General features: G+C 54.3%; 19 protein-coding genes. 16 read left to right on the top strand and 3 right to left on the bottom strand.

Translation table 11 applies throughout. The features are described from left to right. Positions 1-149: 149 nt before the first annotated feature. Together MKX64_RS20075 and odhB are read left to right on the top strand one after the other, a co-directional pair. Positions 150-3,026, top strand: coding sequence for a 2-oxoglutarate dehydrogenase E1 component (locus MKX64_RS20075; protein WP_095398805.1), 2,877 nt, complete (start codon positions 150-152; stop codon positions 3,024-3,026). A gap of 5 nt (positions 3,027-3,031) precedes the next feature. After that, positions 3,032-4,294 carry a 2-oxoglutarate dehydrogenase complex dihydrolipoyllysine-residue succinyltransferase gene (gene odhB, locus MKX64_RS20080; protein ID WP_095398806.1) on the top strand — a complete coding sequence of 421 codons (1,263 nt, stop codon included), beginning with the start codon at positions 3,032-3,034 and terminating at the stop codon, positions 4,292-4,294. Positions 4,295-4,456: 162 nt separating this feature from the next. Here odhB and MKX64_RS20085 read toward each other — a convergent pair whose 3' ends face one another. Further along, positions 4,457-4,627, bottom strand: coding sequence for a hypothetical protein (locus MKX64_RS20085; protein ID WP_176475608.1), 171 nt, complete (start codon positions 4,625-4,627; stop codon positions 4,457-4,459). Between the two features lie 167 nt (positions 4,628-4,794). Between MKX64_RS20085 and MKX64_RS20090 the strand changes: the two genes are divergently transcribed. From MKX64_RS20090 to MKX64_RS20100, 3 genes are all read left to right on the top strand, one after another. Further along, on the top strand, positions 4,795-5,874 hold the full coding sequence (locus tag MKX64_RS20090) for a lactonase family protein (protein ID WP_155618094.1): 1,080 nt from the start codon (positions 4,795-4,797) through the stop codon (positions 5,872-5,874). A 162-nt stretch (positions 5,875-6,036) separates the two neighbouring features. Beyond that, complete coding sequence (locus tag MKX64_RS20095; protein WP_095398808.1) at positions 6,037-6,822, top strand: SDR family oxidoreductase; 786 nt, start codon at positions 6,037-6,039, stop codon at positions 6,820-6,822. An 89-nt stretch (positions 6,823-6,911) separates the two neighbouring features. Then, positions 6,912-7,157, top strand: a complete 246-nt coding sequence (locus MKX64_RS20100; RefSeq protein WP_095266222.1) for a DUF1450 domain-containing protein — start codon at positions 6,912-6,914, stop codon at positions 7,155-7,157. A gap of 176 nt (positions 7,158-7,333) precedes the next feature. On the opposite strand, the gene trhO is transcribed toward MKX64_RS20100, so the two are convergent. Continuing rightward, positions 7,334-8,236, bottom strand: a complete 903-nt coding sequence (gene trhO / locus MKX64_RS20105) for an oxygen-dependent tRNA uridine(34) hydroxylase TrhO (RefSeq protein ID WP_155618092.1) — start codon at positions 8,234-8,236, stop codon at positions 7,334-7,336. Between the two features lie 310 nt (positions 8,237-8,546). Here trhO and MKX64_RS20110 point away from each other — a divergent pair, with 310 nt between their 5' ends. The 6 genes from MKX64_RS20110 to MKX64_RS20135 all read left to right on the top strand — a co-directional run bounded on the left by MKX64_RS20110 (position 8,547) and on the right by MKX64_RS20135 (position 15,547). Then, positions 8,547-9,596: an ABC transporter substrate-binding protein gene (locus MKX64_RS20110; protein WP_155618091.1), complete on the top strand. Its 1,050-nt coding sequence runs from the start codon at positions 8,547-8,549 to the stop codon at positions 9,594-9,596. A gap of 57 nt (positions 9,597-9,653) precedes the next feature. After that, entirely contained in the window at positions 9,654-10,580 is a 927-nt protein-coding gene (locus MKX64_RS20115; protein ID WP_155618090.1) for an ABC transporter permease, read from the top strand. Next, on the top strand, positions 10,580-11,374 hold the full coding sequence (locus tag MKX64_RS20120; protein WP_095266226.1) for an ABC transporter ATP-binding protein: 795 nt from the start codon (positions 10,580-10,582) through the stop codon (positions 11,372-11,374). The genes MKX64_RS20115 and MKX64_RS20120 overlap by 1 nt, the downstream gene beginning before the upstream one ends. Before the next feature lie 271 nt (positions 11,375-11,645). Beyond that, positions 11,646-12,863, top strand: coding sequence for a CynX/NimT family MFS transporter (locus MKX64_RS20125; protein ID WP_341037152.1), 1,218 nt, complete (start codon positions 11,646-11,648; stop codon positions 12,861-12,863). Between the two features lie 273 nt (positions 12,864-13,136). After that, entirely contained in the window at positions 13,137-14,351 is a 1,215-nt protein-coding gene (locus MKX64_RS20130) for a chromate transporter (protein WP_445670847.1), read from the top strand. A gap of 284 nt (positions 14,352-14,635) precedes the next feature. Then, positions 14,636-15,547, top strand: coding sequence for an NAD(P)/FAD-dependent oxidoreductase (locus MKX64_RS20135; RefSeq protein WP_155618087.1), 912 nt, complete (start codon positions 14,636-14,638; stop codon positions 15,545-15,547). A 148-nt stretch (positions 15,548-15,695) separates the two neighbouring features. On the opposite strand, the gene MKX64_RS20140 is transcribed toward MKX64_RS20135, so the two are convergent. After that, the gene (locus MKX64_RS20140) at positions 15,696-16,004 is read right to left on the bottom strand and encodes a hypothetical protein (RefSeq protein ID WP_095266230.1); all 309 of its coding nucleotides are present in this window, start codon (positions 16,002-16,004) and stop codon (positions 15,696-15,698) included. A gap of 134 nt (positions 16,005-16,138) precedes the next feature. Here MKX64_RS20140 and MKX64_RS20145 point away from each other — a divergent pair, with 134 nt between their 5' ends. The 5 genes from MKX64_RS20145 to pulA all read left to right on the top strand — a co-directional run bounded on the left by MKX64_RS20145 (position 16,139) and on the right by pulA (position 22,041). Continuing rightward, complete coding sequence (locus MKX64_RS20145) at positions 16,139-16,498, top strand: antibiotic biosynthesis monooxygenase family protein (protein WP_095266231.1); 360 nt, start codon at positions 16,139-16,141, stop codon at positions 16,496-16,498. Between the two features lie 176 nt (positions 16,499-16,674). Continuing rightward, positions 16,675-17,643: an AAA family ATPase gene (locus MKX64_RS20150; protein WP_425320448.1), complete on the top strand. Its 969-nt coding sequence runs from the start codon at positions 16,675-16,677 to the stop codon at positions 17,641-17,643. 11 nt (positions 17,644-17,654) lie between these two features. Then, positions 17,655-18,761 carry a DUF58 domain-containing protein gene (locus MKX64_RS20155; RefSeq protein WP_155618084.1) on the top strand — a complete coding sequence of 369 codons (1,107 nt, stop codon included), beginning with the start codon at positions 17,655-17,657 and terminating at the stop codon, positions 18,759-18,761. Further along, on the top strand, positions 18,758-20,077 hold the full coding sequence (locus tag MKX64_RS20160) for a DUF4129 domain-containing protein (RefSeq protein ID WP_341037153.1): 1,320 nt from the start codon (positions 18,758-18,760) through the stop codon (positions 20,075-20,077). Before MKX64_RS20155 ends, MKX64_RS20160 begins: the two co-directional genes overlap by 4 nt. Positions 20,078-20,082: 5 nt before the next feature. Continuing rightward, positions 20,083-22,041 (top strand): type I pullulanase, encoded by a 1,959-nt coding sequence (gene pulA, locus MKX64_RS20165; protein WP_341037155.1) that lies wholly within the window; start codon positions 20,083-20,085, stop codon positions 22,039-22,041. Positions 22,042-22,077 lie beyond the last annotated feature (36 nt).

A 22,077-nucleotide genomic window follows, 5' to 3' on the forward strand; every position in this document is an offset into this window, starting at 1 on the left:
TCTGTTTCCGAGATCAATATTATATAAAAAGGTTATTTTCGGTCTGATGCGGTTGTGTATTATAATGGGAGTGTAAAGAAAACGTTTAAATTTTAATAAAGAAATTCCGTCCAAGTACTATCAAAATAATCTGACGGAGGGAGTCAGCGATGAAGACCCTTGACAGAATGGCAGAAGGGCCCTGGCAGAAATATCACGGTCCGAACTTGGGGTACATTCAAGACCAATACGAGAAATATTTACAGAACCCTGATGAAGTGGAGCCTGGATACCGCGAGCTGTTTGCTAGCTGGGGACCGCCTCCATTTTTGGAAAACAATGAAAAGAAAGCGGATTCGCAGGGACAAGTAGCCCCTCTTGACCGCAACTTGCTGAAGAAGAGTGTGGATGCAGGAAAACTGGTATGGAATATTAGAACCTACGGCCATCTTGCCGCGGATATCGATCCGATCGGCATCGGCGAAGAAGCCGACACCCGATTGCTTCAACCGGAAACTTATCAGCTCAGCCAAGCAGACTTGGCTGCTCTGCCCGCGGAGATTGTGTGGGAGAATGCGCCTGGGGATGTGAAGAACGGCTGGGAAGCTGTTCAGCGGCTGCTGAAATTATATACGGGCACCATCGCATATGAATTCAGTCATATCCATGATGAAGAAGAGAGAAACTGGCTTAACCATCAGGTGGAGTCCGGGCGGTTCCCGGTCAGTCTGTCTGCGGAAGAGCGCAGGGATCTGCTGAAGAAGCTGCTTGAAGCCGAGCAGTTTGAAGAATTTTTGCACCGGACCTTCGTAGGGGCCAAGCGTTTCTCCGTCGAGGGGAATGAAGCGCTTGTTCCGTTGCTGGATGAGATTGTGCGTGAACTGGCCGAGGTGGATGTGGATTCGATCTTGATCGGCATGGCTCACCGCGGACGTCTGAATGTGCTGGCTCACGTGCTGGGCAAGGACTACCGCAAAATTTTCTCCGAATTCATGCATTCGCCGAATAAACATCTGGTGCCGTCGGAAGGCTCGATGGGCATCAACTATGGCTGGACCGGCGATGTGAAATACCATCTTGGCGCAGACCGTTTCCTGAAGAAGGGCGAAGGGCATGATGTCCGCATTACGCTTGCGAACAACCCGAGCCACCTGGAATATGTTAATCCGGTCGTAGAAGGCTTCGCCCGGGCGGCGCAAGAGGATCGGAGCCAGCCGGGATATCCGAAGCAGGATGTCAACAAGGCGGCAAGCATCCAGATTCACGGCGATTCGGCCTTCCCTGGCGAAGGCGTTGTTGCCGAGACGTTGAACTTTAACAAGCTGCCAGGCTACCGGACCGGGGGAGCAATTCACATCATCGTGAATAACCGGATCGGATTTACAACGGAAGGCAAGGATTCCCGTTCTACCCACTATGCCAGCGACTTGGCTAAAGGGTACGAGATTCCGATCATTCATGTGAATGCGGATGATCCGGAGGCTTGCATTGCCGTTGCGCGACTGGCAAGTGAATATCGCAATAAATTCAAGAAGAGCATTCTGATCGATCTCGTCGGCTACCGCAAGTACGGTCACAACGAAACCGATGATCCGGAAACGACACAGCCGCTGATCTATCAGAAAGTGAAAACTCATCCGACGGTCAGCACCATTTATATGAAGAAACTGGTGAATGAGCAGGCGCTGAGCCAGGAAGAAGTGGATCAGCTAAAGGACCAGGTTGTTCAAGTGCTGAAGGATGCATACGACAATGTGAAGTCGAAGGAGCTCTCGGATTCCGCTCTGCTCGAACTGAACGCCAGCGACGGCAAGAGCCGTCCGGAGCCAGCCACGAACATCTCGGCTGAAAGCTTGCGCGGAATCAACCGTGAGCTGCTGAAATGGCCGGAAGGCTTCACGGTGTATCCGAAGCTGAAGCGGATTCTGGAACGGCGCAGCGGCGCCCTGAATGAAGGCGAGAAGGTGGACTGGGGGCATGCGGAAACGCTGGCTTTCGCCACCATCCTGTCCGACGGCAAGCCGATCCGGATTACGGGCCAGGACGCGGAGCGCGCGACCTTCGCGCACCGGAATCTGGTGCTTCATGATTCGGTGAACGGCAGCACCTTCTGCCCGCTGCACCGTCTGCCGCAGGCGAAGGCATCGTTTGCCATTCACAACAGCCCGCTGACGGAAGAGGCGGTTCTCGGATTCGAGTATGGCTACAATGTGTACTCACCGGAGACCTTGGTCATTTGGGAAGCCCAGTACGGCGACTTCGTCAACTGCGCCCAGGTTATCATTGACCAGTTCATCTCTGCGGGACGTTCGAAGTGGAGACAGAAATCGAGCCTGGTCATGCTGCTCCCTCACGGCTATGAAGGTAATGGCCCGGAGCACTCCAGTGCGAGATTGGAGCGTTTCCTGCAGCTGAGCGGCGAGGATAACTGGGTTGTTGCGAATTTGTCGAGCGCGGCTCAATATTTCCACCTGCTTCGCCGTCAGGCTGCCATCACGAATACAGAGGACGCTCGTCCGCTTGTGCTGATGGCACCGAAAAGTTTGATCCGCAACCCGCGGGTGGCATCGCCGGTCCATGCCTTCAGTGAAGGCGGCTTCCAGAAGGTGTTGGAGCAGCCGGGACTTGGCAATAATCCGAAAAAGGTAGAGCGTCTGATTCTGTGCTCCGGGAAAGTGGCAATCGATCTGGAGGATGCGCTGGATAAACAGAAGGATGAAGATCAGTCCTGGCTTCATATTCTGCGGGTAGAGCAGCTGTATCCGTTCCCGAAAGAGGAGATTTCCCGCGTGCTGCAGAAGTTCCCGAATCTGAAGGAAATTCTGTGGGTTCAGGAAGAGCCTCAGAATATGGGTTCATGGTTCTTCATGGAGCCGAGAATTCGCGAAATTGCGCCTCAGGGAGTCGAAGTCCGCTATAACGGACGTCCGGAGCGCTCCAGTCCTGCGAGCGGCTATCAGGATGTGCATGCATACGAGCAACAGACGATCATTTCTTTTGCCCTTAATCGAAAAACCATTAATCAACAGATCTCATTGGGGAGGTAGCGGCTGTGAGCGAAATTACTGTACCAGCTATGGGCGAGTCCATCACCGAAGGAACGATATTTAAATGGCATGTCAAAGAAGGAGATGCTGTAAGTGTCGGTGATGTGCTGCTCGAGTTAGAAACGGATAAGGTCAATCTGGAAATCAGCGCGGAAGCGGAAGGGGTTGTGGAGAAAATCCTTCGTCAGGAAGGTGAGAATGTCACCATTGGCGAAGTGATTGGACAAATCGCTGCGCAAGAAGGCGTAACGAAGTCGGCTCCGGCTCCGAAGGCAGAGGAGCCAGCTCCGGCGAAGTCAGAGGCTGCTCCGGCAGCGGAAGCTGTGAAACCACCAGCGCCGGCACCGGTGGACAGCGGAGATGCTTCAGGCACAACCGCTTCGCCTTCGGCACGCAAGCTTGCACGCGAGCGCGGGATTGATCTGGAACAGGTACAGGGCCGCGACCCGATCGGTCGCATCTATCATGATGACGTGAAGAACCATCAAGCGGGTGCAGCCAGCGCATCGAAGCCGGCTTCCCCGGCTGCGGCAGCCCCAGCTCCTGCTGCTCCTGCCGAATTCACCAAGCCTGTTGAGCGTGTCAGAATGTCGCGCCGCCGTCAGACGATTGCCAATCGTCTGGTCGAGGCCCAGCATACGGCAGCGATGCTTACTACCTTTAACGAAGTTGACATGAGCGCCATTCTGGATCTCCGCAAACGGAGAAAGGATTCGTTCAAAGAGAAGTTTGAAGTCAACCTCGGCTTTATGTCCTTCTTCACTAAAGCGGTAGTGGGCGCGCTGAAGAAATTCCCGCTGTTGAACGCGGAAATCGACGGCGAAGATATTATTGTGAAGAAGTTCTATGATATCGGTATTGCCGTCTCGGCGAAGGAAGGTCTTGTGGTGCCGGTCGTGCGTGATGCGGATCGCCTTGGCTTTGCAGAGATTGAGAAAGAGATCGTGAATCTGGCAGGCAAAGCCCGCAACAACTCGCTGTCGCTGTCCGAGCTTCAAGGCGGCACGTTCACGATTACGAACGGCGGCGTGTTCGGATCGCTGCTCTCGACACCAATTCTGAATACCCCGCAGGTCGGTATTCTCGGGATGCACAAAATCCAGCTGCGTCCGGTTGCCATTGACGAGGAGCGGATGGAAAACCGTCCGATGATGTACATTGCCTTGTCTTATGACCACCGGATTGTAGATGGTGCTGAGGCTGTAAGCTTCCTTGTCACCGTCAAACAGCTTCTGGAAGATCCGGAATCGCTGCTGCTGGAAGGGTAAGCAAGGATCGAACTTGTGCGAACATAACAAAGGCAGGTCTATGGATTTCCATAGCACCTGCCTTTTTTGTGCTGCACTCCAGCCAGCTCCGGTTGTTTCTCCTATGCGTATTTGCATCTCCCCTAAAATGGGGAGGGGTTAGCAGAGAGGTCGGCCGGGAGCTTAGCGGGACTTTTCTTTACTCTTGGTCTTCTGCGGCTCGAGGTCGCGAGGATTCCAGTTCTCCGCCTGGGGCTCCACGTCCTGATGCTTATTTACCTTATCCCGCTGCTCCTGCGAATCATTATCCGTATATTGACGATTTCTGGCTTCATCACTGCTTGGTTGCTTCATGATACATACCTCCTTCAGGATGATGTAGAGTATACATACCCGGTTCCACGAAAAATAAACGGGAGCAAGGCAGCTTAGCATTTGATTTTCGATGGGGTTATCGTTAACATGGAATTTAAAGGTTTAACATATCTCATTGCACGGATGGATGAGAAAGGAGATACATAATGACGATTTCAAATTCACATCAAACCTTATTGTTTACCGGATCCTATGCCGAGAAGGACAGCCCGGGGATCGGGGTGTATCAGTTCCACCAGGAGCGCGGGGAATTAAAGCTGCTGGACGAGGCATCGGGCATTAAAAATCCGACTTTTCTGAATGTGGATATTTCTGCGCGCCGATTGTATGCCATTGGCGAAATTTCGGTACAGGGTCAGAAGGCAGCTGAAATTGTAACGTTTGCGGTCGATCCGGAGCTTGGGAAGCTGCAGGAGCTCAGCCGGGTACAAAGTGTCGGCAGTTCAACCTGCCATATCCAGCGGGATGCAGAGAGCAAATTTCTAATTGTATCGAGTTATCATGGCGGCTTGATCGGGCTTCATGCCATCCAGGATGACGGCACTCCGGGGCCGCTTCTGGATGAGAAGCGTCATGCGGAGCTTGTGCAGGTCGCGGACGGACAACAGCCGCGGGCACATTCCGCCTTTTACAGTCCGGATGAGCAGTACCTGTTTGTGCAGGACCTCGGTTTGGACAAAATTATGGCTTATACGGTGGATGCCGATGCAAAGAAGCTGAGCTTCCACGGAGAAACCCAGCTGGCACAGGGGGCCGGACCACGGCATTTGACCTTTCATCCGCGCGGGGTCTATGCTTATGTCATCAATGAGCTTGACTCTACCGTAACGGTGCTGCGATACAACCGTGATCAGGGAAGTCTGGAAACGGTGGAGACGGTATCCACATTGCCGCCCGATTATAAAGGCGAGAGCTACTGTGCCGAGATTGCTATATCAACGGACGGGAAGACGCTGTATGGCTCCAATCGGGGACATGACAGCATCGTTGTGTATCGGGTTGACCAGAACACAGGCAAGCTGACTCCGCTGCAATATATGCCGACCGGGGGAGGGCATCCAAGGCATTTCAGTTTGATGCCTGGCGGCAAATTTCTGGTGGCTGCGAACCGTGATGGCAACAATCTGGTGCTGTTCACTGTTAATCCGGATGACGGATTGCTTGCTCCGAGCGGGCATACGGTTACCCGGGATAAGCCGGTATGTGTGAAGCCGGTCGTATTTTAACCAACCGAATGATGTGTTCTTCATCAGGAGCTGTTCTGCATGCTGTACTTGCAGAGCAGCTTCTTTTTCCTCGCTTATCGCAACAGGAACACGATTCAGAGCGGAAGCGAACGGGTTATGTTATAAACAGAGCAAGCGAACTTTAGAAGGGGGTGGCACTTGATGCACAAACGATTGAATGGTAAAGTCGCAGTCATTACAGGAGCCGGGTCCGGGATCGGTCGTGCCGCAGCCCTTCTGATGGCAGAGCATGGAGCCAAGGTGCTGCTGATCGACAAGGAAACCGAAGGCATTCAGAAGGTCCGCAGCCTGATCGAGGAGGCGGGCGGCGAGGCGCTGACGGGTCAATGCGATATTTCCGATGGAGCCGCGGTGTCTGAATGCTTGCAACTGGCTGCCAGAGAATGGGGCGTCATCGATATTGTGTTTGCCAATGCAGGGATCAACGGCGTGATCGCGCCGATCGAGACAATGGAGGACGAAGAATGGGATGCCACCATGAACACGAATCTGCGGGGCACCTTTCTTACTATCAAGCATGCGATTCCTCACTTGAAATCAAGAGGCGGGAGCATCATCATCACCAGCTCGATCAACGGCAACCGCGTGTTCACCAACTTTGGCTTCTCTGCCTACAGCACAACCAAGGCGGGGCAGGTTGCTTTCATGAAGATGGCTGCGCTGGAGCTCGCCCGTTACAAAATTCGTGTCAACGCGATCTGTCCGGGCGCCATCAGCACGAACATTAGCGCCAATACGATGATCAAACCGGAGGTGAAGGAGATCCGGGTTCCGATTGAGTATCCCGAAGGCGATCAGCCGCTCGCCCACGGTCCGGGACAGCCGTCCCAAGTCGCGAAACTGGTGCTGTTCCTGGCTTCGGATGATTCCGATCATATAACCGGCTCGGAAATCTATGTGGATGGCGCTGAATCGCTGATCCATTAGTCGGACTGCGAGGCTTCCGGATTTGACAAATCACCGCAAGTTCCCCATAATGAATTCATATTTTTATATAGAGGATTGTGGTGATCAGGATGGGCATTGTCGTGGTCGAGATCTGCGACAGCAACTTGATGAGTGCTTTGGAGCTGGAGCATTTGGAGGACTTGTATCCCGAAATCGCAGTCCTGCGCGCGGATTGCATGAATCTGTGCGGCCTGTGCAAGCTGCGTCCCTACGCGCTCGTCAACGGGAAGCGTGTATTTGGTAAATCGACCGAAGAATGCATCGAGAAGATCAAGGCAGCGATTGAAGAAGAGCTGGCGGTCTACGGTATGTAAGCATTCCGGAAGGGATGTGTCATAGATGAGGAAGAGGGGCCGTGTGCGTCAAGCTAATGACGCTTGCGGCTTCTTTTCTTATGCACATGGCCAATAAAGTAAAAAAATGCGAGAACACGGAACGATCGTCCGTATCTCGCATACTATTATTGGCGTTACCGGTTAGCTTCTGCCGATCACGAGGCGTTGTGGCCTGCCAGCACAATCTCCTCGCATTCCTTGGAGCAGCAGGCATGATGCAGCTCTTCGCACTCCTCGCAGCAGATGTGCTGAAGGTGGCAGGCATCGTTGTCACAGTTGATGTAGCGGTCTTCCGGTTTGCCACAGTGATGGCATTTGCCTACAATGACATCCTCGTCAGTCTGGTTGATCGGAACCGAGATCCGCTCGTCGAACACATAGCATTTCCCGTCGAACAGGCGTCCCTGCACCTCAGGGTCCTTGCCGTAGGTGACGATGCCCCCGTCAAGCTGGGCCACGTCCTGAAAGCCTTCCTTGATCATGAAGCCGGTCAGCTTCTCGCAGCGAATGCCGCCCGTGCAGTAGGTGAGGATCGTTTTGTCCTTGTGTTCGCTCAGGTTTTCCCGAATCCACTCCGGAAACTCGCGGAACGACTGTACATCCGGACGAATCGCATTGCGGAAGTGTCCGATATCATACTCATAGTCATTGCGGCCGTCAAGCACGATGACGTCATCGCGCTGCAAATATTCGTAGAACTCCTTCGGCGCCAAGCGCTTGCCGCTGATTTCGTTCGGATCGAGCTCGTCCTCGACACGGAATGTGACCAGCTCCTGACGGTGACGGACGAACATTTTGCGGAAAGCGTGGCCTTCCGAAGGATCGACTTTAAATACCATGTCAGCAAACAGCGGGTTTGCTTTCATGTCGCGCATATACTGCTCGGTCTGCTCGATGGTGCCGGACACGGTGCCGTTAATGCCCTCGGAGGCGACGAGAATACGGCCTTTAAGCCCGAGTTCCTTGCAGTATTGAAGATGCTCATCCTTGAACGCTTCCGGATCGGGGATGTGCACGAATTTATAGTACAGAAGAATTTGGTACGATTGTTCAGCCATGGTTTTTACCACCTATTCTATATTGGAAATTACTCATTGGATTGAAAATTAGGTATACTTATAGAATTGTAGTGAATTGAGCCCACTTAGTCAATTTAAATGTATAGAAAGTTTGTCATCATTTGCCGGAAATCCGGATTGACGAAACGGGGGAGCAGCATATAATATATTCATAATAGACCGTTGTTCAAATTGTTCAGTTGGAACAATATTTATTTTTACTTTAATGCTTTTTCCGGTAAAAGCGGGGAAGCGTTGTCGCTTTTAGTCGAAACGAACGGTTTATCAAGTAGAGAGAGGGGTTATTCTTTTGAAGAGAAAAATGTGGCTGTCCATGGCCTTGTCCGCATTGCTGCTGGTCGCGGCAGGCTGCGGCAACAATAGCAATAATACAGAGCCGAGCGAAACGCCGGGCACCGGTTCCGGTGAACAGGCGGAGACAACATCCTACAGCATTGCCTTTTCCCAGTATGTAGAGCATCCGTCGCTAGACGCGACAAGAGAGGGGATTCTGGCGGCGCTGAAGGAAGCTGGTATTTCCGAAGAAGACAACACATTGAGCATTGACTATAACAATGCACAAGGCGATCCGGGCAACAACTTGTCCATCGGCCAGAAGCTCAGAAATACGAAAGCGGATCTCGTCATTGCGATTGCAACGCCTTCCGCGCAAGCTGTGGCCGAGAACGTGAAGGAGAAGCCGATTCTGTTTGCAGCCGTTACCGATCCGCTTGATTCCAAGCTGGTCAATGACCTGAAGCAGCCTGGCGGCAATATTTCCGGAGCTTCGGACACGAACCCTGAAGCTACGAAGCAGCTGATGGGCTTTGTGAGCACCCATTTCCCGGATGTGAAGACCGTGGGTCTGATCATTAACGAAGGCGAACCGAATGCAGTCGTGATGGCAAGAACGGCTGAAGAGGCGCTCAGCGAGCATGGGATTGAAATGGTGAAAGCCGCGGTCACGAATACGTCGGAAGTAAAGCAGGCCGCTGAATCGCTCGTTGGCAAGGTTGATGCGTTCTTTATTACCCTTGATAACAATGTTGTCAGTGGTGTGGATACGATTATCGAAACAGCCAAAGCCAACCAGATCCCGTTCTTCTCCAGTGACCGTGACACGGTGGAGAAGGGAGCCTTCGCGACTGTCGGCTTCAAATACTACGATCATGGTTATCAAGTAGGCCAGATGGCGGTTGAAATTTTGAAGGATGGCAAAAATCCGGGCGAGATGGAAATTACCGTACCGGATAAGCTGGATCTGATCCTGAACCTTGGGGCTGCGGCTGATTATGGCATTGAAGTGACCGATGCCATGAAAGAGGAAGTTAAAGATCCGGAAAACAACATCATCGAGTAACGCCAAGGCGCGGAGTGAACAGCCCGCGCCTTGCTTAATGCTGAAGGAGGTCAATACATGCTGGATTTTCTGAGCCGGCTGGATGGTCCGATTGAATTGGGACTGTTATACGCTTTAATGGCGTTAGGAGTATATATTACATTTCGAATTTTGGATTTCCCTGACTTGACGGTCGATGGGAGCTTTACCACAGGCGGCGCGATTGCCGCAGTCATGATCACTAGCGGGATCAATCCGTGGCTGGCCACCTTGTGTGCGTTTGCCGGAGGGGCGCTTGCCGGGATCTGTACAGGCCTGTTGCATACGAAAGGGAAGATCAACGGCCTCCTGTCCGGGATCATCATGATGATTGCCCTGTATTCCATCAATATGAGAATCATGGGCAAGCCGAACATTTCACTCAGTCAGCAGGACAAAATTTTCGGGTCGATGGACCCGCTCTATGTCATGCTGATCATTGTCATCATCGGCAAGCTGCTGCTGGATGCTTTCTTCCGGACCGATCTTGGGCTGTCTCTTCGGGCTACAGGAGATAACAAACGGATGATTCGCAGCTTCGGGGCGAACACGGACAATACGACGATTCTCGGACTCTGTATCTCCAATGGCCTGGTGGCGCTCTCCGGGGCTGTAGTGGCCCAGCAATCCAGCTTTGCCGACATTGGGTCCGGTATCGGGATGATCGTAATCGGCCTGGCATCGGTCATTATCGGGGAAGCGATTCTTGGAACAGGCTCGGTATTTCGGACAACGCTGGCCGTTATTTGCGGTTCGATCATTTACCGGATCGTTGTTGCGGCAGCATATGAGATTCCATGGCTGGAAGCATCGGACCTTAAGCTGATCACTGCCGTTATCGTCATCATTGCCCTAGTGGTCCCTACGATCCGGAGAGCGTTTAAGCAGCGCTCACAAGCGAGAAGACGAACGATCGAACTGACAAACGCCACGCACGGGCAAACGACAGAAGGGGGGACGCGATAATGCTGGAACTGAAACAGGTGTCCAAGCTGTTTAACCCCGGAACGGTCGATGAGAAGGTTGCGCTCATGAACATTAACCTTCATCTGAAGCCAGGTGACTTTGTTACAGTGATCGGCAGCAACGGGGCGGGCAAATCGACATTGATGAACATCATTTCCGGCGTTATGAAGCCGGATGCCGGCGAGGTGCGGATTGACGGCAGCCCGGTGGGCCATCTGCCGGAGTTTCGCCGCAGCCGCTGGATCGGCCGGGTCTTCCAGGACCCGATGGCTGGAACAGCACCGCAAATGACGATTGAGGAAAATTTAGCAATGGCTTACCGGCGGGGACAATCCCGAGGCTTGAGCATCGGCGTCACCGCTGCGAAGCGGAAGCATTTCCGGGAGCAGTTGGAGCGGCTTGGCATCGGGCTGGAAAATCGTCTGCGGGCGAAGGTTGGCATGCTGTCAGGCGGAGAGCGGCAGGCGCTCAGCCTGCTGATGGCGACGTTCACCAAGCCGCAAATTTTGCTGCTGGATGAACATACGGCGGCGCTTGATCCGGCCCGGGCGGATTTGATCACCCGGATTACGGAGGAAATTGTCCGTGATATGAAGCTGACAACTTTAATGGTTACCCACAACATGGAGCAGGCGATCCGTCTAGGAAACCGTCTGATCATGATGGATAAAGGCCGTATCATTCTGGATGTGAACGAGGAGCGGAAGCAGACATTGACGGTGGAGCAGCTGCTGGGTGAATTTGAACAAATCAGCGGTCAGAAGCTCTCCGATGATCGTATGGTGCTGGGATAACGCTGGACACGATGCGAGATGGAGCCGTATCCTTACTGAAGTCATTATAGGAGGCGAACATTTGGGCTTTACTTTAGCCCGGAGGTTTGCCTCCTTTTTGATTCCATCGATTATTATAGGGTTCGGCATCCCCCGTTTGGGTACAATAGGTGTACCCTCTTCCCTGACGCTCTCCTGAGATTCGAAAAGCGGGGGTAGTCCTTTTTAATGTCATATGTTAAAATCTGATGAGTTAATTTTTACATATTTTTTTGGTGAGGAGTTTGCAAAAATGGTTTCATCTTCAACAAGAGAATCCAACCCAAGATCATCGAATACGGTCAGCACCGGATTGTTGTTTGCAGGAATGATTCTCGTTGCGATTAACTTAAGAGCCGCGATAACGTCGGTCGGACCGCTGATCGGCATGATCCGCGAAGGGGTTGGCATATCCAATACCATGGCCGGCATGCTGACGACCATCCCGTTGCTGGCCTTTGCGTTATTATCCCCGATCATTCCATCCATTGGGCGCAAGCTGGGCCTGGAGGCTACACTGCTCCTCAGCCTGGTCGTATTGACACTCGGTATCGGGATGCGATCGATTGCATCCCCGATAACGCTGCTGCTTGGCACAGCGCTGCTCGGCTCCGCAATCGCTGCAGGCAATGTGCTGCTCCCCAGTCTGGTGAAGCGGGTTTTCCCGCATCGCATCGGCCTGATGACAGGCGCTTATTCGGCCTCCATTAATCTGATGGCTGCAGTGGCATCAGGAGTCAGCATCCCGATTGCCGTGCAGCTTGGATTCGGATGGCAAGGCTCGCTGGGGATATGGTCGCTGCTATCGGTTGGTGCGGCCGTTCTATGGTTCCAGCAGTGGCGAAATCGGCCAGCAACCAAAGCGGTGAGCGTCGCTAATGCCCCCGGCAAGCAAGCGCTTTTTCGTTCAAAGACGGCCTGGTGTATTACGCTGTTCATGGGCATGCAGTCATTTACGTTCTATGTCAACATATCGTGGCTGCCGGAAATTTTGCAAAGTCAGGGCATTCCGGCGGTGACTGCTGGCTGGATGCTGTCGATCATGCAATTTGTCAGCATTCCGTTCTCCTTCATCATTCCGATTCTGGCCGGGCGAAACCCGGATCAGCGGACATTGCTCGCCGTGTCCCTTGTGTCGATGTTTATCGGGTATGGCGGCCTGCTGATCGGATGGACTTCGCTTACCTGGTTCTGGGTGATTCTGGTCGGGATTGCAGGCGGCGCCAACTTCAGCCTGTCCCTGATCTTCTTCACGCTGCGGACCCGCACTGCCCAGGGCGCTGCAGCGATGTCAGGCATGGCACAGTCCATAGGTTATCTGTTAGCCGCTGTCGGACCGATGCTGATCGGACTGCTGCATGATATGACGTCCGGATGGAGCCTGCCGTTGATGATGCTGATGGCGGTCACGAGCTTGTCTCTCGTTGTCGGTCTGGGCGCTGCCAAGCCCGGCTACGTCAGCGACAATTAATATGGATCCCCGCCGAACAGGATGAAAGGATGAATGGTGGTTAACAGCCACACTACGAGGAAGACTGCACCCGCGCGGATTAACGCAAGGTGCAGTCTTTTGTAGGTTAAGAGCGTGATCCATCCTTCTGGGCGTTTGTTAATAAAAAGCACTAATTTATTTTACATAGCGTTAACAAAAATATGTAGATGGGTTGTTTCTGTTTATAATATGCTAAATGGAGGATTTCATGGACTAGTATATTGTCAAAAGAGAAAAAGGAGCGTTACGCTGATGTCGAATTACAACGGGCAAGGAATGGAACAAGGGGAGCGAATCAGCAAAGGAAGAGCGGTATTTGAGGCGGGCTGGACCGCGCTCAAGCTCGGATTGACTTCTTTCGGTGGACCGATTGCGCATTTGGGTTATTTTCACCAAACTTATGTCAAGAAAAAACGCTGGATGGACGAAGAGAGTTATGCCGATCTGGTGGCCTTATCTCAGTTTCTTCCGGGTCCGGCAAGCAGTCAGGTCGGCATTGGGGTAGGTCTGACGAGAGCAGGGATGTGGGGAGCCATTGCGGCCTGGCTAGGGTTCACGCTGCCTTCCGTCGTTGTGCTGATGATTTTTGCAGGACTGATGCATACGTTTGATCCGGGAGCAGCCGGCTGGATTCAAGGCTTGAAGATTGTTGCTGTGGCCGTTGTGGCCCAGGCTGTGCTCGGCATGGCAGGCAAGCTTGCAACAGGGCCTGTCAGGGCGGGGATTGCCTTTCTCGTCATGGCGATTGTTCTGCTGTGGCAAAGTCCGCTTGCTCAAGTGATTACAATTGCGGCCGCAGGTTTGGCCGGACTGTGGCTGTTCAGAAAAGAGCAGGCGAAAGAGGGGAAACCTGACCTGCCTGCCATTATTAGCCGCAGGACCGCCATCTTCTGCCTCGGGCTATTCGCTGTGTTGCTGGTTGGACTGCCGATTGTAAGCGGCATGACAAATAATGAATGGATTGCCATTGTGGACAGCTTCTACCGGGCAGGCTCCCTCGTATTCGGGGGTGGACACGTCGTTCTGCCTCTGCTGGAAAGCGAAACGCTGGCGAACGGCTGGCTGAGCCGGGAGGAGTTTCTGACCGGATACGGGGCGACACAGGCCGTACCTGGGCCGCTCTTCACCTTTGCGGCCTATCTCGGCATGATGATCAACGGCATTGCCGGCGGGATTGTGGCGACACTTGCCATCTTCCTCCCCGGTTTTCTGCTGATCGTGGGCGCCCTGCCATTCTGGAACGGCATGCGCCGGAACGCCAAGCTTCAAGGGATGCTGACAGGGATGAATGCGGCGGTGGTCGGCATTCTGTTCGCTGCGCTGTATCACCCGATCTGGACGTCCTCGATTCATTCTCCGGTTGAATTTGTCATTGGGGCAGGGCTGTTCGGGATGCTGGTGTTCTGGAAGTGCCCGCCGTGGCTGGTCGTATTGGCAGGGGCAGTGGCCGGTCAGCTGCTGCTGTAACGAATGGAATGAGGAAAGCGGGGGATGTTGCTGCTTTCCAAACGGTTCAGGAGTTATCTCCTGGGCCGTTTTTTTTTGTGCTGTCATATCGGGCGATTCTTTCATGAATGGATCATAATTCGGGATTTATAACCGAGTAATTCCCGCCGATTGGTTAAATATTAAATGGGACACTTGCATAAGAGCAGCCTGGTATTGCAGATACGGAATGCGTAAAATGGCAGCGGCGCTGCCGGTATCCGGAGCAGCAAGCCAGCACAAACCAAAGCCAGGAGGGAACAGCCATGGAAGATTGCATCATCATCGGCGGCGGGATCGCCGGTTTGCAGGCCGCCATTCAATTAGGCCGCTATTCAGTGCATCGGGTACTGGTGATCGACAAAGGAACGGGGAGATCGACGCTATGCCAAGGCTATCATAACATTTTGGGCTGGCCTGACGGGGTGTCGGGAGAGACGCTGCGGCGCCTTGGCCGAGATCATGCGGCCTCCTATGGCGTTCAGTTCGTCCAAGATACGATTGAGGATGCAGAGAAGATGGAGAGCGGATTCCGGCTTCGAGGCGCAAGCGGGAACCGTTATGAGGCCAAAACCTTGTTGATGGCAACGGGGGTCACAGATCGTTATCCGGAGCTGCCGGGTCTAGTGCCAACCCTCGGACGTTCTGTATATGTGTGCCCGGACTGTGACGGCTATGAGATTCAGAATCGCAAAACGGTTGTGATCGGCTCAGGGGAGCCGGGCGCTTCCATGGCGGTGTTGCTGCATGAGCGGACACAGGACATCATGTACGTGAATCACGAGGGCGTTCAGCCAGAGCCGGAAACGATGACAAAGCTGTCCGAGCTTGGCATCCCCTATATCGAGAAGCCGATAGCTGAGGTGCAGTGCAGCGAAGATGGAATCATATCGGGCCTGCTGCTGAGTGATCAGCAGGTCCTATCTGCGGAGCGGGGGTTCATCGCTTTTGGCGGGAATACAATTCATTCGGATCTTGCGGCCAAGCTTGGGGCGGAGCTGGAGCACAACCGTCATGTGAAGGCGGATCCGCGCTCGAAACAGACCAGTGTGAACAATCTGTGGGTCGCAGGGGATCTGGCGGTACACTCAGAGCTGTCGACGGCAGCGATGGGCGACGGAGCGATTGCTGCCATCTGGATTCATAAAGCGCTGAACAAAATGAATCATAAAGGCTAGAGCGTAACGAGAGCGATGTGCCCGTCCATCATGGAGCCGGTCCCCGAGAATGGCCACCGGCTCCGCTCCGGACGTCGCTGTATGGCTGGATGCCCCAGCCATTATTCAAGGGCGGATCGGGCGCTTATGAGGTCCGGTCGTTGATCGATTATACTTCTGTCAGTCCGAAGCGCGGGATATGCTGGTCGTTCGCATACTTTTGCAGCAGCTCAGCCTGTCTCGGACCGATCAGGTCAAAATGCGGGTAGGGCTGTCTGTTGTGAATGTATCGCGGATCCAGCCCGTTCTCTTTACACCAGCGTGTGAGCAGATTCAGATCCGAGCAGCCGACTTTGGTGACGGTGGTGTATTGCGGAAAGCGCGGATCAAACCAATAGTGAGTCAACAAAGCGATCCCGCCCCGGCCCACAATCTCCTTCCACTGCTGCAGTTCCTGTTTGGATATGCCGAAGGCCATGTCTGAGTCATCATCCTTACCTGAGGTATTCATAGGTATTATACCAGCATATACTGGGATGACCTAATCAATTCAAATACCGGCAGTCGTACAGTCCGAGCGCTGTCAGCTGCTGAAGCAGGGGGAGATGGATCATGATTCTGCAAACCGCCACATTGCATATTAAACCGGGTCTTGCCAGTGAATTCGAGAGCGCCTTTCGGGCTGCTTCAGGCAAACTGATCACCAAAAAAGGATACATAGATCATGAACTGCATAAATGTGTGGAAAACAGGGACGAGTATTTGTTTTTTGTACGCTGGACCGGCATCAAGGATCATCTGATCGGCTTTCGAGGCCACCCCGATTATGCGGAATGGCTGTCAATGCTTGAGCCCTTCTACAGCCAGGCGCCGGAGATGCGGCACTATGTTGATATTCGCGCGACCGGAAGAGAGCAGGAGGACGAGGGGAGTGAAGAGCTGCACGCATCCTCTCGGGAGGAGAGCCCGTAGGAGAGCTGCGGGCGATTTCTTCGATATCACGCGCCGGCCGGAATCCCGATAGATTACTCGCTGGGCTCGTGTGCCAGAGCTGCAAGCGGTTGATTTTTGCGCGCTTAAACAGGAATTAAGGGGAGGCGTGACGAATTTTGATGTAACCCGATGATAAAGGATGAGGAGGGATTACGATCGAGAATCTGGATCATGTTCGTCAGCTAGCCGAACAAATACGAAGCAATGTATCGACGGTCATCGTAGGGAAAGAGTCTATGATTGACAAGTTATTTATCGCAATGGTCACCGCAGGGCATGTACTGCTGGAGGATGTGCCGGGCACGGGGAAAACGCTGCTGGCTAAAGCGGCCGCCAAATCGGTGAACTGTCAGTTTACGCGGGTGCAGTTCACACCGGATCTGCTGCCGTCGGATTTGAGCGGCATTTATTTTTATAATCAGAAAATATCGGAATTCGAATTCCGCGCCGGCCCGCTGTTCACCAACATTTTGCTGGCCGACGAGATCAACCGGGCAACGCCCCGTACGCAGTCCAGCCTGCTGGAATGCATGGAGGAGCGGCAGATCAGCATCGATGGCGTCACTCATCGTCTTGCCGAGCCGTTCCTCGTCATTGCAACGCAGAACCCGCTGGAGCAGCAGGGAACGTTTCCGCTGCCGGAAGCCCAGATGGACCGCTTTTTGTTCAAGCTGAGCATGGGCTATCCTTCTTCCGCGGAAAGCGTTCAAATTTTAAAGCGCTTTAAGGACAGGCAGCCGCTGGAGGAGCTTCAGGCGGTGGCGTCTTCTGACAGTATCATCAAGGCGAGGGAAATCGTCAGCAGCGTGCATGTCAGCGATGAGATGCTGTCTTATATCGTCGCTTTGGCGGAATACAGCCGCCAGGAGGCGTCTGTTGCGATCGGAGTCAGCCCGAGGGGTTGCCAGGCGATGCTGAAGGCGGCGCAGGTACAGGCTGTGCTGCATGGCAGAAGCTTTGTTGTCCCTGATGATGTTAAGGAGCTTGCGGAGCCTGTATGGGCCCACCGTCTTCAGCTTAAAGGGCTCGGGATGAATCGCGGAGGCGGTGTGAAGGCGGAGGAGATCATTCGCCGTATGCTGAGCGAGGTTCCGGTGCCGGCTGAAGAGGGTGTATCGTCCTAGGAGGGATTCTGATGGATGCATATTGGATGCTGCTGCTCGCAGCGCTTGTCATTGGATTCCAAAGCTTTATATTTCGGAAAACGGCATTTCGCAAGCTGAGTTACAGCCGCTCCTTTCAGGTTTCTTCCTGTTACGAAGGCGACAAAATCGAGCTGATGGAAACGATTGAGAATCGAAAGGCGCTTCCGGTGCCATGGCTTCGAGTGGAGTCCCGGTTCCGGACCGGGCTGCTGTTTGGAAGCCAGCTGAATCTCGATATTAGCGAAGGCCAGCACAGTCAAAATCACAAAAGCTTCTTCAGCCTGATGCCCTGGACCAAAATCGTCCGCCGCCACCAGATTACCGCTGTCCGCAGAGGGATGTACAAGCTCGGCACGGTCACGATGACCTCCGGCGACCTGCTCGGACTGTCATCGATGGTGCGGAGTCAGGCGCTCGAAGGTGAACTTACCGTATACCCGAACCCGATTGATATGCACAATATGGAGCTGCCTGTACGCAGCTGGATTGGCGATCTTGTCGTCCGCCGCTGGATTATGGAAGATCCGTTCCTGCAGTCTGGCGTTCGGGCGTACCGTTCGGGAGATCCGCTCAAGGATATTCACTGGAAGGCCAGTGCCAAGGCAGGCAGCCTGCAGGTGCATCAGCGAGATACGACTGCGGACGGCCGCGTCCTAATCTATTTGAATGTGGAGGATCACGAGCAGATGTGGACGCATGCGACGAAGCCGGAGCCGATTGAATATGGCATTCGGCTAACCGCCGGGATCGTCGTACATCTGCTGTCACAAGGGATGGAAGCGGGTTTTGGCACGAACGGGACGCTTGAAGAGGAGCCGGAAACCCATGTTTCGATACCCGTAACCGGGGGGAAGAATCATCAGGAGCAGATTTTGAGCACCCTGGCAAGGCTGGAATTAACGCGCAGAATGTCATTTCATGACTATCTGGCAGCGGAGCTGGAACGGTTGGAAGAGGCGCGGGACATTCTGATTCTGTCCACGTATATCAGCCCGCGACTGGAAGAGATGCTTAGCCGATTTGTGAGCCGGGGCCATACGGTAACGATTCATATACTGGATCAGCAGGCTGACGGGGACCAGGAGGAATCCGCATGAAAATAAATCGTTCAGGCATCGGATATCCTGTTGTACTGCTTCAGGCCGTGGTTGAAATCCTGTTGTTGTTTCCGCTTATCTATATTCCGGCTTACTATTTGCTATCCGCCGAGCGCCTCTGGGGGTGGCCTGCGCTCATTCTCGCAGGTTACGTGCTGGGATATTCCGGAACCCGAGTGTGGAAGCTCAGTCGACTGGCATCTGCCGGGCTCTGGGCTTGCATTACGGCATCCGTGCTGGCGATCGCCATGACAGGGATCGGTCCGGCGCTGCTGTTCACATGGCCGATGATGTTTGCAGCCGGCTACCGGGGAATCCGGATGGCTCATAACGGCTGGGATGCATTGTTTCCCGGTCCCTATTATCTGGCCGGTCTGCTGATGCATGGCGGTTCAAGCTTCGTGCTAAGCTTCCAGGAGTCCGTGCATGATCTGCGGACGATGCTGGCCTGGACCGGCGCGCTGGCGCTGATCGCTACGCTGCTGGTGCTCAATCAGAGAATGGTGCTGGAGCAGACCCTGCCGGGGAAGGGGGCGCCGGTGCTGGAGCGCCGCGTCCTTCGGCATAACCGGGCGCTCATTGTCATCCTGCTTCTTATTACAGCGGCCGTTGTTGTTCTTCCGCGACTGCAGCAGTTCGTAGGGGACATGATCCGCAAGTTCGCTGCCTGGATCGCTCAATGGTTTCAGTCTACGCCTTCCGAGGTGCCTCCGCCCGAGCCTGAGGTGATTCCGCCGACGCCGGAGCTGCCTTTTGGCGATGAGACACCCTCGCCATCCCCGTGGCTGGCGTTGCTGGAGCAAATCGTGATCTATCTGGTATACGCGCTGCTGATCGCGGCGTTGGTATTCGCCTTGTACCGGCTGGGCAAGCATCTTCCGCGGCTGCTGCGCAAGCTTTCGGCGTGGATGAATCGCCGCTTCTCACACCGGGAAGGTCAGGAGATGCTTGGCTATGAGGACGAAATCGAGCAGATCGAGCATGAGCCTGCCGGACGTAAGCTGCTGCAAGGCCTGCGGCGGCGGTTTGCCGTCCAGAGGGATGAGCCGGCGGCAGACAACGCGGCGGCCGTGCGTCAGACGTACCGGCGGATATTGTCACGCAAGATCAGGGAAGGCTATCACTGGAATGCGGCGTTAACCCCGAGAGAAACCGGACGTGATCTGGACCACTGGAAAGGAACGGGCGGCGAGGCCGAATCGGAGCTGCCCCCTGAATTGATTGAATTATATGAAGTGGCCAGGTATGGCGGCAGAGCGCCGTCGGATGAAGAGGTGCAGCGCGTGCTGAAAGCAAGCAAGAGACATAAGGAGTGATCCGAATGGCGGTGCAGAAGGATAGGAATATCCGGATCGATTACGGGGATCCGGAAGTGACCAAGGGAGTATCTGTTCTATCACAGCAGTTCGACGAGTTGTATGTCTATGATGGCGCTGACCTGGGACTGACGTATACCCCCGCACATTCCAGCTTCCGCTTGTGGGCACCGACAGCGAGCAAGGCGTATGTGCTGCTGTACAGCGATTGGCATTCCGAGACGCCGGAGCGTCATCCTATGCGGCGCGATGTGAAGGGGACGTGGGTGCTGCAAGTGGACGAGGATCTGGCCGGACGATACTACACCTATCTGGTTCAGGTCGGGGAGCAGTGGAATGAAGCTTGCGATCCATATGCGACTGCGGTGGGGGTCAATGGAGACCGGGCGGCGATTGTGGATCTTCAGACAACAAATCCGAAGCGGTGGAAGGCGGAGCGCCCGCCATTAGCCCATCCGGTCGATGCCATCATCTATGAGCTTCACATTCGGGATTACACCATTCATCCCGGCAGCGGCGTGCGCCAGAAAGGACGCTATCTCGGTCTGACCGAGCCTGGCACGAAGGGGCCTGCACAGATTGCAACCGGTCTGGACCATCTGACCCAGCTGGGCGTGACGCATGTTCAGCTGATGCCGGTGTTTGATTACGCGACTGAAAGCGTGGATGAGACCCGGCTTCATGAGCCGCAGTATAACTGGGGATATGATCCGAAAAATTACAATGTGCCTGAAGGCTCCTATGCGACCGATCCGTATAAGCCGGAAGTGCGGATTCGCGAGTTGAAAACGCTGATCCAGACGCTGCACGATCACGGTCTTAGGGTCATTATGGACGTGGTGTACAACCATGTGTACGACGGTTATGTTATCCATTTTACGAAGCTGGTGCCCGGCTATTATTTGCGGTACAAGCCGGATGGCTCGATGTCCAACGGGTCGGGGTGCGGGAATGACTGCGCGACAGAGCGCCCGATGATGCGGAAGTATATTGTGGATTCGGTTCTGCACTGGGCACGTGAATACCATATTGACGGCTTCCGCTTTGACCTCATGGGACTGATCGATGTGGATACGATGAATGAGCTTCGGCGCAGGCTGGATCAGATCGACCCATCGATTCTGATGCTGGGGGAAGGCTGGGTCATGGACACCGAGCTGCCTGACAACGAGCGGGCGAATCAGTCGCATGCACCCCGGATGGCGAGAGTGGCTCATTTTAACGGGGACCTTCGGGATGCGGTGAAAGGGGAAGTGTTTGATGAGGCCAAGCCCGGCTTCGTGAATGGAGGGACCGGGTTCGAGACGCGTGTGAAACAGGCGGTTGCCGGGGCGATCACGTATTCGGAGCAGCTGCGCTCCTTTGCCGCCGAGCCTGATCAGTGTGTCAATTATGCCGAGTGTCATGACAATCATACGATGTGGGACAAGCTGAGCCTGTCGGCAAAGGATGCTCCGGAGGAGGAGCGGCGGGCCATGCACAGGCTGGCTACCGCTATCGTTCTGACCTGCCAGGGGATTCCGTTTCTGCATGCCGGCCAGGAGTTTTACCGCACCAAGCACGGCGTGGACAACAGCTTTAATGCAGGCGACGAGGTGAATCGGATCGACTGGGAGGCGGCGGCTGCCCATCAGGCTGACGTGCGCGCGGTTCGGGAGCTTATTGAGCTTCGGCGCCGCCACCCGGCCTTTCGCATGCGAAGCGCGGAACAGATCCGGAAGCATTTGCGGTTTGAAGAGGGACCGGCGCACACGGTCGCCTACACGCTGCGAGATCACGCCAACGGGGAACGTTACCGCCACCTGTATGTGCTGTATCACACCAGGTCCGGGGTGACCAGACTTGCCCTTCCACCGCTGGGAAGCTGGGAGCCGGTGTTTGGTGCTGCCCATATCGAACATCAGACGAGCGATACCTTGACGGTTCGAGGCATCGGAATGGTCATTCTCGGCTGTGACAGGTAAAATTACCAGAAAGTGATGCATGCTTCCTTCTATCAA

It is taken from the genome of Paenibacillus sp. FSL M8-0334 (assembly GCF_038000405.1).
GTDB classification, from domain to species: Bacteria; Bacillota; Bacilli; order Paenibacillales; family Paenibacillaceae; genus Paenibacillus_AQ; species Paenibacillus_AQ campinasensis.